The organism is Flavobacterium sp. PL02 (assembly GCF_035013205.1).
Lineage (GTDB): Bacteria > Bacteroidota > Bacteroidia > Flavobacteriales > Flavobacteriaceae > Flavobacterium.
This window is the reverse complement of sequence record NZ_JAYGJP010000008.1, coordinates 26,959-41,606: the sequence shown is the minus strand read 5'-3', so window position 1 is coordinate 41,606 and position 14,648 is coordinate 26,959. Positions and strand designations below refer to the sequence as shown.

Below are 14,648 nucleotides of genomic sequence, written 5' to 3'. Positions count from 1 at the left end.
AGTTTTGTAATATTTCCCACCTTATACCGTCATACTAGGGAATTCAAAATTTAAACAATGATCACAAAAAAAGTTAGCTCGTTTCTTATTGTATTTCTCATTGCTTTTTCTTCATTCGCGCAAGAAAAATTTACCTTAAGCGGTACCATTTCTGACTCTAAAAATAATGAAACCCTAATCGGAGTCAACATTTACATCCCTTCATTAAAAATTGGCACTACAACAAACGAATATGGTTTTTACTCTATTACTGCTCCAAAGGGAGAGTATCAGGTAGAAATAAGTTACGTTGGTTACCAGTCTTTTCAAAACACCATTTCTTTAACGAAAAATGTTAAAAACAATTTCTCATTAAAAGAAGGTGGCGAAGAACTCCAAGAAGTAGTTATTACCGATAATAGAGGAAGAGCAAATACACGTACTCCCGAGATGAGTGTAAATAAACTTTCTATTTCGGCAATAAAGAAAATGCCTGTTGTTATGGGTGAAGTCGATGTATTAAAATCTATTTTATTACTTCCTGGTGTTACTAATGCTGGCGAAGGTGCATCTGGTTTTAACGTGCGTGGTGGTGGTGCAGATCAGAATTTAATTCTTCTTGATGAAGCTACTATTTTTAACTCTTCTCACGTATTTGGTTTCTTCTCTGTATTTAATCCTGATGCTATTAAAGATTTAAAATTATACAAAGGTGGTATTCCTGCTCGTTACGGTGGTAGAGCATCTTCTGTTTTGGATATTTATCAAAAAGATGGAAATAGTAAAGATTTCCATATGAATGGTGGAATCGGATTAATTTCGAGCCGTCTTCTTGCCGAGGGACCATTAGTAAAAGATAAAGGATCATTCTTAATTGGTGGTAGAGCTTCTTATGCACATTTATTCTTAAAACTAACGGATGACATGAAAGACAACTCTGCTTATTTTTATGATTTGAATGCTAAATTCAGTTATAAATTAAATGACAATAACAGCTTGTATTTATCTGGTTATTTTGGACGTGACGTTTTTAAAATAAGTAAAATATTTTCTAATACTTACGGTAACACTACTTTCAACCTACGTTGGAATCATTTATACTCTGATAAATTATTTTCTAATCTATCTCTAATTTATAGTGATTATTATTACGGGCTTGATCTGGATACTGCAGGATTTAAATGGGATTCTGGTATCAAGAATTACAATATTAAATATGACTTCAAAAATTATATTTCAGATAAATTCAAATTGAATTATGGTTTAAATGGTATTTACTATGAATTTAATCCTGGAACTATTAAACCAACAGATGAAACCTCTGGAGTTAACCCTGATCAACTAGATAAAAAATATGCTTTTGAACCAGCTATTTATATTGAAGCTGAAAATCAAATTGCAAAAAAACTAACGCTTTCATACGGACTTCGTTTTAGTTTATTTTATCGTTTAGGAGCTTCGACTCTTAATCTTTACGAAAACAATAATCCTGTTCTTTTTAACCCTGCTCAACAAATTTATGAGAAAGCAACTCCTATAGGAACGGAGTATTATGGTAAAAACAAATCAATGTTTAGCTATAACAATTTAGAACCTCGTTTTTCTATTGGATATCAAATTGACGAAAATCAGGCTGTAAAAGCTAGTTATAACAGAATGGCTCAGTATTTACAATTAATATCCAATACCTCATCTCCTACTCCTCTTGATGTATGGATGCCAAGTGATGAGTATATTAAACCTCAACTTGCTGATCAGGTTGCCTTGGGTTATTTTAGAAACTTTAGAGATGGAGACTATTCTCTTGAAGTAGAAACCTACTATAAGAAAATTAAAAACAGACTGGACTATATTGATGGTGCCGATTTAATAGCAAATGATGCCATTGAGCAAGTTATCTTAAACGGAAGAATGCGTTCTTATGGTGTAGAGTTAATGGTTAAAAAGAATGCAGGAAAGCTTACTGGATGGGTTTCTTATACTTTATCAAAATCAGAACAACAAACTCCTGGTAGAACTCCAGAAGAACCAGGAATAAATAACGGACAATGGTACAATTCAGCTTATGATAAACTACATAATCTAGCTGTTACAGCTGCTTATTCGCTAAACGAAAAATGGTCATTTGGTGCTAATTTCGCTTTACAATCAGGACAACCTGTAACGTATCCAACTGGATATTATGAATATCGTGGTGTAAAAGTTCCTAGTTATGGTTTACGAAATGAAAACAGATTACCTGCTTACCATCACTTAGACATTTCGGCAACATTAACCCCGAGATCTAACAAAGATAGAAATTGGAAAGGCGAATGGGTATTTAGTATCTATAACCTATATAATAGACAAAATGCAGCTTCTATTAATTTTAGACAGAACAGCGATACAGGATACAATGAAGCTGTTAAGACTTCTATTTTTGGAATGGTTCCTGCTGTTAGTTATAATTTCAAATTTTAATTCACTTCTCTCAAAGAGAAATAAAAATATACTGATATGAAAAAAATAAGCTTATTAATTGTGTTTTTCTCCGCATTATTTTTTACAAGTTGCGAAGAAGTTGTTGAAGTTGACTTAAAAACACAACCTCCAAAATTAGTCGTTGAAGCTGATATTAGTTGGCTAAAAGGAACTACAGGAAACCAACAAATGATAAAATTAACCACTACAACTGATTATTACAATCCTGTAATTCCTGTTGTTTCCGGAGCTACCATTACTATAAGAAACAGTGCCAATAAAGTATTCACTTTTATAGAAGTTCCTCAAACAGGAAAATACGTTTGTACTAATTTTGAACCTGTAATTAACGAAACCTATGTCTTAACGGTTATTAGTGGTGGTAATACATATGTTGCGACTGAAACTTTAAAATCGGTAGCGCCAATCACTCGAATTGTGCAAACTAATGATGGTGGTATTTCCAAAGATGAAATCGAAGTAAAAGCATATTATAATGACCCTGTTGATGAAACAAATTATTATTTATACCATTATACTTACTCCAATCAAGTCTTGTCAAGCTATTCTTCTGTCGATGATAGGTTCTTTAACGGAAATGAGTTTTTTAGTACTTCACACAATGAAGATTTAAAACCTGGAGATCAAGTAGAAATAAGTCACATCGGAACATCTAAAAGCTATTATAATTACATGAATATATTAACTAGTATTTCTGGTGATAATAGTGGTGGTCCTTTTCAATCTCCACCAGCAACTTTAAGAGGGAATGTTATAAACACAACCAATGCAAGTGACTATCCTTTAGGTTATTTTTCTATTGGAGAAGTTGATACTAAAAAATATACGATTGAGTAATATTTAATATGAAACCAAGAATAGAAAATTTAACAGAAAAGAAAATCGTTGGAAAACGAATAACAACATCTTTCACAGCCAATAGAACAAAAGAGCTATGGCAAGGATTTATGCCAAACCGAAAAGAGATAAAAAACAATATCGGTTCAGAATTATATTCTATTGAAGTTTATCCAGAAACACATTTTCTTAATTTCAATCCGAGTAATGAATTCGAAAAATGGGCAGGTATCGAAGTAACAGATTTTCTTTCCGTTCCACAAAATATGGAAACTCTCATAATACCAAACGGACTTTATGCAGTTTTCATACATATGGGACCTGCGAGTAATGGCAACGAAACCTATCAATACATTTTTACCGATTGGTTGCCTAAGTCCGAATATGTATTAGAGAACAGACCACACTTTGCCGTAATGGGAGAAAAATACAAACACGAAGACCCAACATCCGAAGAGGAAATTTGGATTCCTATTAAACATAAAAACTAAAACCAATAAAAAATGCTCTCCATTACGAGAGCATTTTTTTATACATTACTCTGAAAAAAAATACCACCTCTCAACATATGTAAATGTTTAGAAATTAGAATTGAGCAACCTTTGCCAATAATTAATCCAAATTTCAAGACATGAAACAAATACTTCTTACCTTATTTTCACTTTGTGCATTTAATGCGAAAGCACAAACTTTTAAAAATCCTGAATCATTATTCAATCCAGCACCATATGGTTTTAGTCATGCATCATCAGTTTCTACCCCAGGCGAACTCGTTTTTATATCAGGACAAAGCGGCGGATTAGGCAAAGAACATATCTTGAGCAACAGTTTTAGAGAACAAACTCAAGTAGCATTAAAGAATATTATAATAGTTCTGGATAGTTACAATCTAAAAGCAGAGAATATCATGAAGATTACCATTCTGATCGTAGACCATTCAGAAGAGAAATTAAAAATCTGGAATGAAGAAATCAGTAAAGTATGGAAAAATAAACCATTTCCAGCAAGCACATTAATTCCCGTTCCAAAATTAGCCCTCGACGGAATGCAAATAGAAGTCGATGCTGTAGCTTACAAGGCAAAAAAATAAAACTTTTTTCTACCATTAAGAAATTAAGCTTAATTAAGAATACTTTCAAGATTGAATGACTTGCACGCAGATCAAACAAATTTCAAATCTCTATAATCTTTGAAAAAAAAGCTAACCATATAAGTTATGTAAGCTCATTTAAGGAAAACTGCACAAACTTATATTTCCTTAAATAACTTATATGGTAAAAAAAATCACTGCAACTTTTAGACAACATAAATAATCCTTTTAATCTTTATAATCTGTGGCTGAAAAAAACTTAATCCCTTATATGGTGAAAAACTCCTTTAATCTCTTAATTGTAGAAAAACATTTACTTTTTACTTTCGTACATTTGCAGCACATTATAAATTCATACTATAAATGTCCTCACACCATATCGTACGCGACGACCAAGAACCTGCATTAATCATTGCCAACGGAGCTGCCTGTAATCCCGAGTTATTAGGACAATTATTAGAATGGTCGCCTTTGGTAATCGTATTAGATTCGGCTATAGAGCGCGTAGTTAAATTAGGAATAAAAGTCGATGTTCTTTTGGGGGATTTCGATCGCGGATTTGACCCCGAAAAATATAAAACAACTCAATATCCTATAGAGATTGTACATACACCGGATCAGGACAAAACCGACTTAGAAAAAGCATTTGATTACTTAATCGAACGTAAAATTCCTGCTGCAAATGTAGTTTGGGCAACAGGAAAAAGAGCCGATCATACCATTACAAATCTTACCAATATAGTTCGCTATCGAAACTTACTCAAGATTGTAATCCTCGACGACCATTCCAAAATATTTTTATTACCTAATAAATTCGAAAAATGGTATACCGCCAACACACCTATTTCGCTCATACCGATTGGAGTTGTAAATGGTATTTTTTCAGATAATTTGGTATATCCGTTACAAAACGACACCTTAACGATAGGCTATAGAACAGGTAGCAGTAATTCCGTTGCCAAAGACGGAATTGTTACAATTACCCATTCCGACGGCGATTTATTGCTAATGGAATGCATGGATTAATTTCCTTACTCTACTGAATTAAGCAAAAGCATAAGGAGCAATTTCCTGCTGTACACTATATCTTTTTCTGTCTAAAGGAGCCAGAAAAAGGATGCCGTTTCCATCAGGGCTAGGCCAAATCATTTCATAAGAAATACTTCCCTTATTTACAAATTAGGATTACGTACCTTTGCACCGAAATTAAGAATGATGAAAACTACAAATAGCCCCGAGAAAACAAGTCTGCATACTAGAAACCCGCATCGTTTGCGCTATGATTTTGAACAACTAATCACAGATTGTCCCGAATTAAAGAAGCACGTCGTTATAAACGAGCATGATATCGAAACAATTGATTTTAGTAATCCCGAAGCTGTAAAATCGCTTAACAAAGCATTATTAATTCATTATTACGACATACAAAACTGGGATATTCCTAAAAATTATCTTTGCCCACCCATTCCAGGAAGAGTCGATTATATTCATTACCTGGCCGATTTATTAGCCACCACAAATAATGGAGTTATTCCAGAAGGAGAAGCCATTTTAGGCTTAGATATAGGTGTTGGTGCCAATTGTATCTATCCAATATTAGGAAATGCTGCTTACGGATGGAGTTTTGTCGGAACCGATATTGATGAAAAAGCAATCGAGAATTGCAGCAAAATAATCGAAGCCAATCCTAGGCTAATTGATGTTATCAGTTTACAACAACAAACTGAATCACGTTTTATATTCAAAAATATAATTACACCCGAAGATAAATTTACATTCACGATTTGCAATCCACCATTTCATTCTTCGTCAGAAGAAGCTAATAAAAGTGCCGTTCGAAAAGTAACAAATCTAAATCCAAAAGCAAACAGAAAAGCAGCGCCAGTTTTAAACTTCGGAGGTCATAATGCCGAACTATGGTGCGATGGAGGAGAAATTGGATTTATAACGCAAATGATTTACGAAAGTGCCAAATATCCAATGCAATGTTTATGGTTTACAACACTAGTATCTAAAAGAGAAAACCTGTCGAGTATCTATAAAACATTAAATAAAGTAAATGCTTCAATTGTAAAAACAATCGATATGGCACAAGGTCAGAAAACAAGTCGTATTGTAGCATGGTCTTTCCTTACCGAAGCACAACAAGGTAAATGGAGTTTTAAAAGCGAACTTTAAATAAACCAATCAAAGTCATAATTCCAAAAGATTTCGCAAAACATTGTAATTATGATAGATATAACTAAAAAGCTGATACTATAATCATCAGCTTTTTAGTACTTTTAATCTTAATTGAACGTAACTCCTATGCCGAAATTATTTTTAAAAGTTATTGCAATTCTTTTATTCACAAGTTGTAGCGCAACAAAAGAAAAAAAGATTGATAATTATGTTTTCAAAACAAAAAGCGAAAGAAAAGATTACATCAATTCTTATAATGCTGCATTAAAACTTTGGGATGTTCCTTATCAGGAAGAAAATATCGAAACCAGTTATGGTACAGCTCATATAATTGTGACTGGTCCAAAAGACGGCAAAGATTTAGTATTACTTCACGGAATGGACGCCAGCTCAACAATGTGGTTTCCCAATATTAAAGCATTATCAAAAAATCATCGGGTTTACGCAATAGACTTTTTAATTGAAGCAGGAAAATCTCAAGCTCCCAAAAAATCCCTCACAAGTGAAGAAATAGTTATTTGGTACAATGAGATTTTTACTCATTACAAACTAAAAAACTTTGACGTAATTGGTGCATCACGTGGTGGTTGGATTGCTACATTATTAGCAACTCAAAAAGAAAGTAAAATCAACAAACTGGTTTTAATAAGTCCGGCACAAACATTTAAGAACATCGATAAAATGAGAAAAGCATCATCGGCATTCTTTCTGAAAATTTTTCCAAATGAGAAAAAATTAAAAAAGACGCTAGAAACCTTTTCTTATTATCCCGAAAAAATAGACCCTATTTATAAAAAGCAATTTTATCTAGCTAATAAATATGCAAAATCAAACACTAGTTTTTTGCAAATGCAACCATTCTCTGATGAAGATTTAAAAAAAATAACCATTCCTGTTTTGGTCCTTATAGGAGATCATGATGTAATTAACTCAGATGAAAGTATAATTCGAGCCAAAGAGTTATTGAGTAATAGTAAAACCGAAACTATCGAAAATGCAGGACATTTTTTAAGTATCGATCAATCTGAAAAAGTAAACAAATTAATGATTGACTTTTTAAAGTAATTCTTTAACGCATAAAACTTTGCGAACCTTGCGTAAACCTTTGCTAACTTTGCGGTTAATTCCTCCACCACAGATAATAAAGATTAAAAGGGTTCTATCCCTAACCGTCGGAACAGAATTTCGACATTTGTAAAAACCTTTGGACCTTTGCAACTCAGAACCTCAGAACCTTTTTTAATCCACAAATTTCAATTTAAGATTTTACTTTGTAACTTTACAATCCCAACAATTCTAAATTAAATAAATGAATTTTCAAGTAGTCTCAGATTATAGCCCAAAAGGAGATCAACCGCAAGCAATCGAAAAATTGACCCAAGGTATAATTGATGGCGAAAAATACCAGACCCTCCTTGGAGTTACTGGTTCAGGAAAAACATTTACAGTTGCCAATGTTATTCAGGAAGTACAAAAGCCAACTTTGGTTTTGGCACACAATAAAACATTAGCAGCACAATTATATTCAGAATTCAAACAATTCTTTCCAAACAACGCCGTAGAATATTTCGTTTCTTACTATGATTATTACCAGCCAGAAGCATTTATGCCAGTAACTGGAGTATTTATCGAGAAAGATTTATCTATAAACGAAGAGTTGGAAAAAATGCGTTTAAGCACAACATCTTCCCTACTCTCAGGGCGACGCGACATATTAGTTGTAGCTTCCGTTTCTTGTTTATACGGTATCGGAAACCCTGTAGAATTTCAAAAGAATGTTATTGCGATAGAAAAAGATCAGGTTATTTCGAGAACCAAATTATTACATAGTCTGGTACAAAGTTTATATTCCAGAACCGAAGCCGATTTTAATCCCGGAAGTTTTAGGATAAAAGGAGATACAGTTGAGGTATATCCTAGTTATGCCGATGATGGATTTAGAATTCATTTTTTTGGAGATGAAATCGAAGAAATAGAATCATTTGATATAAAAACTTCTCAAGTAATCGAGAAATACAATAAACTAACTATTTATCCAGCCAATATGTTTGTAACATCTCCGGATGTATTACAAGGAGCGATTTGGCAAATACAGCAAGACTTGGTAAAACAAGTTGATTATTTTAAAGAAATAGGAAAACATCTTGAAGCCAAACGTCTTGAAGAACGTACCAATTTTGATTTAGAAATGATTCGCGAGTTAGGTTATTGTTCAGGTATCGAAAATTATTCTCGTTATCTGGATGGAAGAGAAGCTGGAACAAGACCGTTCTGTTTATTAGATTATTTTCCCGATGATTATTTAATGGTAGTCGATGAAAGTCACGTAACCATATCTCAGGTTCATGCCATGTATGGAGGAGATAGAAGCCGTAAAGAAAACCTTGTAGAATATGGTTTCCGTTTACCTGCGGCAATGGACAATCGTCCTTTAAAATTCGAAGAATTTGAAGCTATGCAAAATCAGGTAATTTATGTTTCGGCTACTCCGGCAGATTATGAATTACAAAAAACAGATGGTGTAGTTGTAGAACAAGTCATTCGACCAACAGGATTATTAGATCCAATTATCGAAATCCGTCCTAGTTTAAATCAAATTGATGATTTAATCGAAGAAATTCAGATTCGTTGCGAGTTAGACGAACGTGTTTTGGTTACAACATTAACCAAAAGAATGGCCGAAGAACTAGCCAAATACCTGACCAAAGTAAGTATTCGTTGTCGTTACATTCACTCCGATGTAGATACCCTGGAACGTATTGAGATCATGCAAGATTTACGAAAAGGAATTTTTGATGTTTTAATTGGAGTAAACTTACTACGTGAAGGTTTGGATTTACCCGAAGTTTCTTTAGTAGCAATTCTTGATGCCGATAAAGAAGGATTTTTGCGTAGCCATAGATCCTTAACTCAAACTATTGGTCGTGCAGCGAGAAACCTCAACGGAAAAGCAATTATGTATGCTGATAAAATTACGGCAAGTATGCAAAAAACCATTGATGAAACCAATTATCGTCGTACAAAACAAATTAATTACAACCTCGAGAATAATATAACTCCACAAGCATTAAATAAAAAAATCGATAGTGCTTTTACTAAAAATCCGTTGGTAGAGTATGAATTAGGTCATACCCTAAGTGTAGCTGCCGAACCTGATACTGCTTATTTATCCAAAGCCGAATTAGAGAAAATGATACGTGAAAAGCGTAAATCGATGGAGAAAGCAGCTAAAGAATTAGACTTTCTCCAGGCAGCAAAATTACGTGACGATATTAAAAAACTACAAGAACAATTGGCTTAATTGTGTTGTTCCTGGAAAATTTTCAATAATATTTCAGGGTCAATCATCGCATTCGGTGCATTCTTCATTAAATTTAAAATACGTTTAGTTGCTATAGGATTCAATCCCATATCGATAGAAATTTGCTGTATTGCAGCAGCCTCTTTACTATGCAATATTCCGTCGCAATGCATGATTAAAGCCAATCTATAAAATTGCTGAATGCGCTGAAACTCTGATTTTATAACAACAGGAGGAACTTCCTGATGAAACAAATCTTTAAAAGTTACTTCGTCAATATTTAATTCCTGAGCAACTAGCGACAAAAAATCAAATTCCCTCTTATGTAATTCTCCATCAACAGTCGAGAAAGAAATCATTTCTAAAAGTAAACTTATTTTTTCGGCATCCGTATCCATCAAATTCATATTTTTAGCTAAAATATTGTTTTTAAATTTAAAATACAAAAACATCAGAAATGCAATTAATTATCAGAGCATACGATCTTAAATTAAAACACACATTTAGGATTTCAAGAAAAACAATTGATTACCAACCAACGGTAATTGTCGAATTAAAAAAAGACGGATTTTCAGGTTTTGGCGAAGCAACATCCAATCCATATTATAATATTACTATTCCGATACTAGAAAATGATATCGAAAAAATCCGACCGATAATAGAAGCCATCGAGGATGAAACTCCCGAAGAATTTTGGGCAAAAATAAATCCATTATTACAAGAAAATAAATTTGCATTATGCGCATTAGACAATGCATATAATGATTGGTATGCTAGAAAACAAGGCAAGAAGCTATATCAATTATGGAATTATACTATCGCAAATAATCCACTGACCAATTATACTATCGGAATTGATTCTATCGAAAAAATGGTTTCAAAAATGGAAGAACTTCCATGGCCGATTTATAAAATTAAGTTAGGAACTCCAGAAGATATTGCCATTGTAACCGAATTAAGAAAACACAGTAATTCTGTTTTTAGGATTGATGCCAATTGTGGTTGGAATGTTGATGAAACTATTAAAAATGCCATTGAACTAAAAAAACTAGGAGTCGAATTTCTGGAGCAACCTCTCAAAGCTGATGATTGGGAAGGACATCAAGAAGTTTTTAAACATTCGGTTTTGCCAATTGTAGCCGATGAAAGTTGTATTATAGAAAGTGATATTGCTAAGTGTCATAATCATTTTCATGGTGTAAATATAAAATTAATGAAATGTGGTGGTATCACACCCGGACGACGAATGCTACATGAAGCAAAACAATTAGGATTAAAAACAATGATAGGTTGTATGACCGAATCTACAGTTGGAATTTCTGCAATTGCTCATTTATTACCAGAACTCGATTATGTGGATATGGACGGTGCTTTGCTATTAGAAAAAGATATTGCAAGTGGCGTTATAATACAAAATGGAGAAATAAAATATGCCGAAGGTAACGGAACGGGAGTTATCTTATATTAATCGTAATTTCAATATAAGGAAAGTGACTATTGAATTACTTTTAAAACGTACCTTTGTAAAAAATTAAACGATGACAAATAACGATATCCTAAAAAAACTACGCGTAGCCTTAATGCTCCGTGACGACCAAATAGTTGAAATATTAGAATTGGTAGATTTTAGAATTTCAAAATCAGAGTTGGGCGCTTTTTTTAGAGCCGAAGACCATGAGAACTATATGGAGTGTGGCGATCAGGTATTGCGTAACTTCTTAAACGGATTGGTAATTCATTTAAGAGGAACAAAAGAAAATCCTAAAAACCCTAATGAGGTTTTAGCTAAACACAAAGCAGAAATTCCTGCTAAAGATAGTACAAAGGAAAGACCAGAATTTAAAGCTAAACCAAAAGATGAAGAAAGTGCCAGAGGAGATCAAAGGCCATCTAAATCTGGAACTGGTGCAAAAAAGCCTTTTAAAAAGAATAATAGTAAGTCTACTCCAAAAATACAAGTAGTTGAAAAAGTAAAATTCAACTTCGGTAAAAACAAAAAATCCTAAGCTCACACTTAGGATTTTTTTTATGCCATTATGTTAAAGTGAAACCATTTTTGTGTTTTCAATCTCAATTCTGAATTCTTTTTGAATTTGAATCTGTATTTTTGTTTAAAATTAGATATTAAAACATGAAAAGACTTATTTTATTTTTAGCATTTGTATTCGTTACCCAAATAAATGCACAAGAGCGTCCAAAACTAGTAGTTGGAATTGTTGTGGATCAAATGAAGATGGAATATCTCTATCGCTTCTCAGATGACTTTACTCCTAATGGTTTCAAAAGGCTTATGAATAATGGATACACGTTTCAGAACATGCATTACAATTACATGCCTACTTACACTGCTCCTGGACATGCATCTATTTACACAGGAACAACTCCTGCAACACACGGAATTGTAAGTAATGAATGGTTTAGCCGAAAATTAGGAAAACAAATGTACTGTACTGATGATGCTGGTGTAGTAACTGTAGGCGATGGTACAAAGGAAGAAGGCGAAATGTCTCCAAAAAACTTATTGAGCACAACTATTACCGATGAGTTAAGAATGGCTACCAATTTTGAAGGAAAAGTAATTGGTGTAAGTCTTAAAGATCGTGGTGCAATTTTACCAGCTGGACACTTTGCTAATTGGGCTTTTTGGTATAGCAAAACAGGTTCATTTATTTCTAGTACTTTTTATGGAGATAAACTACCTGATTGGGTTACACAATTTAATAGCGAAAAACATTTTTTACCATACATAAACAAAGGTTGGGATTTATATAAACCAGTTGCAACTTACAACGAGAGTTTACCAGACAACAATCCTTACGAAGGAAAATTATACAATAGTGCAGCTCCAGTTTTTCCATACAACTTAAAAGAAATGTATGATAAAAATGATGCTGGAGTTATTCGTTCTACTCCATTTGGAAATGACTTGTTAGCCGAATTTGCTAAAAAAGCAATCGAAAAAGAAGAATTAGGAAAAGATAATATTACAGATTTCTTAACGGTTAGTTTCTCATCTACAGATTACGTTGGGCATTTATTAGGACCACGTTCTATGGAGTTACAAGATACTTATTTACGTTTAGATCAAACTATAGCCGACTTTTTAGCTTACTTAGATAAAACTGTTGGTAAAGATAATTACCTGCTTTTCTTAACAGCTGATCATGCTGGAGCAGAAAATGTAAATTATCTTAAAGATCGTAAATACAATGTAAATAGTATTAGCCCTAAAGATATCCGCAAAAATCTAACTGATTTTTCTGTAAAGACCTTTGGTCAGGATTTAGTTTTAAACTATTCTAGCTTCAACTTATTCTTCAATAAAGAAATAATCAAAAACAAAAAATTTGATTTCGTGAAAGTTAAACAAGCTTTCAAAGATTATTTAATGGCTCAGGATTACGTAAAAAGAGTATATACCGAAGAAGACATTTTAAATGCTACAGGTAATGATTACTACTTAAACTTTATTGTAAAAGGATATGATGTAACTCAAAACGGGGATTTAATTGTATTAGACAAACCTGGTTATATCGAATATATGGGAACGGGAACTTCTCACGGAACACCATATACATATGACACACATGTTCCTGCAATTTTTTACGGTTGGCATATTAAAAAAGGGGAATCATACAACAAGAAAACGATTACTCAAATTGCACCAACAATTGCTCAAAAAATAAAAGTAACGTTCCCGAACGGAACAGAAGCAAATGTTCTGGAAGAAGTTTTAGACAAAGAGAAAAAATAATCTTTTTTCTTAATCCTAAAAAAGGGCTGTATTTATATAAATACAGCCCTTTTTGCTATACAATAGTTCCCTTTATTACTTCAGCTAAATTGCTACTTTTTATATCACACACCTCTATTAAAGACATTTTACTCCTTTATTTTATATTCATTTATAGACTCTTTTTACACTTTGCAAACAACCTCAACAGTTAAATCTCTTAAACTTAAAAAACAATATTCTTATAAATTGTTAAAACACCTTAGATTACCTTGTTTTTAAGACAATTTACTTCTATATACATCAAAATTTACTATCTGATAATTATCATCATAATGTAGCAAATATCTGAATATTTTTAATACTACAATTAAGGGATATTATTATGATTAAGATTTTAAATTATTTATTACCACCACGCAAATGGGTACCCTTTGTTATAATGGCAGTGGGTATAGGAATGGGATTATTTGCTTATTTATTATATGTATCTAACGCAGTCTCGTACCTCTCAGACGATCCTAAAACATGTGTTAACTGCCATGTAATGACTCCTTTTTATGCTACTTGGCAACATAGCTCCCATGCAAGGGTTACCAATTGCAATGATTGCCATGTACCACACAACAATGCCTTTAATAAATACTTTTTTAAGGCAAAAGATGGTATTTATCATGCAACCGTATTTACATGGAGAGCAGAGCCACAAGTTATCCATATAAAGGAAGCTGGTACTGATGTGGTTCAAAAAAACTGCCAACGTTGTCATAGTGATCTTAATGCTAATGTTAGTACAACAGGAGTAACTCTGGAAAGCAAAAAACATGGTGAAGGAAAACTATGCTGGGATTGTCACCGCGAAGTTCCTCATGGTAGAGTAAATAGTTTATCGTCTGTACCAAATGCCAGAGTTCCTTTGTTGGAATCTCCTATTCCTGAATGGCTACAAAAACAAACCGATAGTACAAAAACTGCAAAAAAGAAAGAATCAAATCAAACAAAATAGAATAAGAATTAAAATTTTCAATTAAATACAGATATAATTA

Annotated in this window: 13 protein-coding genes; 12 read left to right on the top strand and 1 reads right to left on the bottom strand. The window is 32.9% G+C overall.

The annotated features are described in order from the left end of the window. Nucleotides 1-57 precede the first annotated feature (57 nt). The 8 genes from SHI72_RS18670 to uvrB all read left to right on the top strand — a co-directional run bounded on the left by SHI72_RS18670 (nucleotide 58) and on the right by uvrB (nucleotide 9,869). The gene (locus tag SHI72_RS18670) at nucleotides 58-2,439 is read left to right on the top strand and encodes a TonB-dependent receptor (protein ID WP_323491007.1); all 2,382 of its coding nucleotides are present in this window, start codon (nucleotides 58-60) and stop codon (nucleotides 2,437-2,439) included. Between the two features lie 36 nt (nucleotides 2,440-2,475). Further along, nucleotides 2,476-3,297: a DUF4249 domain-containing protein gene (locus tag SHI72_RS18665; RefSeq protein WP_323491006.1), complete on the top strand. Its 822-nt coding sequence runs from the start codon at nucleotides 2,476-2,478 to the stop codon at nucleotides 3,295-3,297. Nucleotides 3,298-3,305: 8 nt separating this feature from the next. After that, nucleotides 3,306-3,788 (top strand): GyrI-like domain-containing protein, encoded by a 483-nt coding sequence (locus tag SHI72_RS18660; RefSeq protein WP_323491005.1) that lies wholly within the window; start codon nucleotides 3,306-3,308, stop codon nucleotides 3,786-3,788. A gap of 140 nt (nucleotides 3,789-3,928) precedes the next feature. After that, nucleotides 3,929-4,387, top strand: coding sequence for a RidA family protein (locus SHI72_RS18655; RefSeq protein WP_323491004.1), 459 nt, complete (start codon nucleotides 3,929-3,931; stop codon nucleotides 4,385-4,387). Nucleotides 4,388-4,750: 363 nt separating this feature from the next. Continuing rightward, entirely contained in the window at nucleotides 4,751-5,413 is a 663-nt protein-coding gene (locus SHI72_RS18650) for a thiamine diphosphokinase (RefSeq protein WP_323491003.1), read from the top strand. Between the two features lie 189 nt (nucleotides 5,414-5,602). Next, nucleotides 5,603-6,565: a 23S rRNA (adenine(1618)-N(6))-methyltransferase RlmF gene (gene rlmF, locus SHI72_RS18645; RefSeq protein WP_323491100.1), complete on the top strand. Its 963-nt coding sequence runs from the start codon at nucleotides 5,603-5,605 to the stop codon at nucleotides 6,563-6,565. Nucleotides 6,566-6,694: 129 nt separating this feature from the next. Next, entirely contained in the window at nucleotides 6,695-7,633 is a 939-nt protein-coding gene (locus SHI72_RS18640; protein ID WP_323491002.1) for an alpha/beta hydrolase, read from the top strand. 244 nt (nucleotides 7,634-7,877) lie between these two features. Continuing rightward, nucleotides 7,878-9,869 carry an excinuclease ABC subunit UvrB gene (gene uvrB, locus SHI72_RS18635; protein WP_039115520.1) on the top strand — a complete coding sequence of 664 codons (1,992 nt, stop codon included), beginning with the start codon at nucleotides 7,878-7,880 and terminating at the stop codon, nucleotides 9,867-9,869. On the opposite strand, the gene SHI72_RS18630 is transcribed toward uvrB, so the two are convergent. After that, a complete protein-coding gene (locus SHI72_RS18630; protein WP_323491001.1) occupies nucleotides 9,866-10,276 on the bottom strand; it encodes an excinuclease ABC subunit B in 411 nt (136 codons plus the stop codon). The genes uvrB and SHI72_RS18630 overlap by 4 nt on opposite strands. Nucleotides 10,277-10,326: 50 nt before the next feature. Here SHI72_RS18630 and SHI72_RS18625 point away from each other — a divergent pair, with 50 nt between their 5' ends. The 4 genes from SHI72_RS18625 to nrfH all read left to right on the top strand — a co-directional run bounded on the left by SHI72_RS18625 (nucleotide 10,327) and on the right by nrfH (nucleotide 14,608). Further along, the gene (locus SHI72_RS18625; RefSeq protein ID WP_323491000.1) at nucleotides 10,327-11,337 is read left to right on the top strand and encodes a dipeptide epimerase; all 1,011 of its coding nucleotides are present in this window, start codon (nucleotides 10,327-10,329) and stop codon (nucleotides 11,335-11,337) included. Between the two features lie 70 nt (nucleotides 11,338-11,407). Continuing rightward, complete coding sequence (locus SHI72_RS18620; protein ID WP_039115525.1) at nucleotides 11,408-11,875, top strand: DUF1456 family protein; 468 nt, start codon at nucleotides 11,408-11,410, stop codon at nucleotides 11,873-11,875. Between the two features lie 125 nt (nucleotides 11,876-12,000). After that, nucleotides 12,001-13,623, top strand: coding sequence for an alkaline phosphatase PafA (pafA, locus tag SHI72_RS18615; RefSeq protein ID WP_039115526.1), 1,623 nt, complete (start codon nucleotides 12,001-12,003; stop codon nucleotides 13,621-13,623). Between the two features lie 364 nt (nucleotides 13,624-13,987). Next, on the top strand, nucleotides 13,988-14,608 hold the full coding sequence (nrfH, locus tag SHI72_RS18610) for a cytochrome c nitrite reductase small subunit (RefSeq protein ID WP_086895555.1): 621 nt from the start codon (nucleotides 13,988-13,990) through the stop codon (nucleotides 14,606-14,608). Nucleotides 14,609-14,648: the final 40 nt, after the last annotated feature.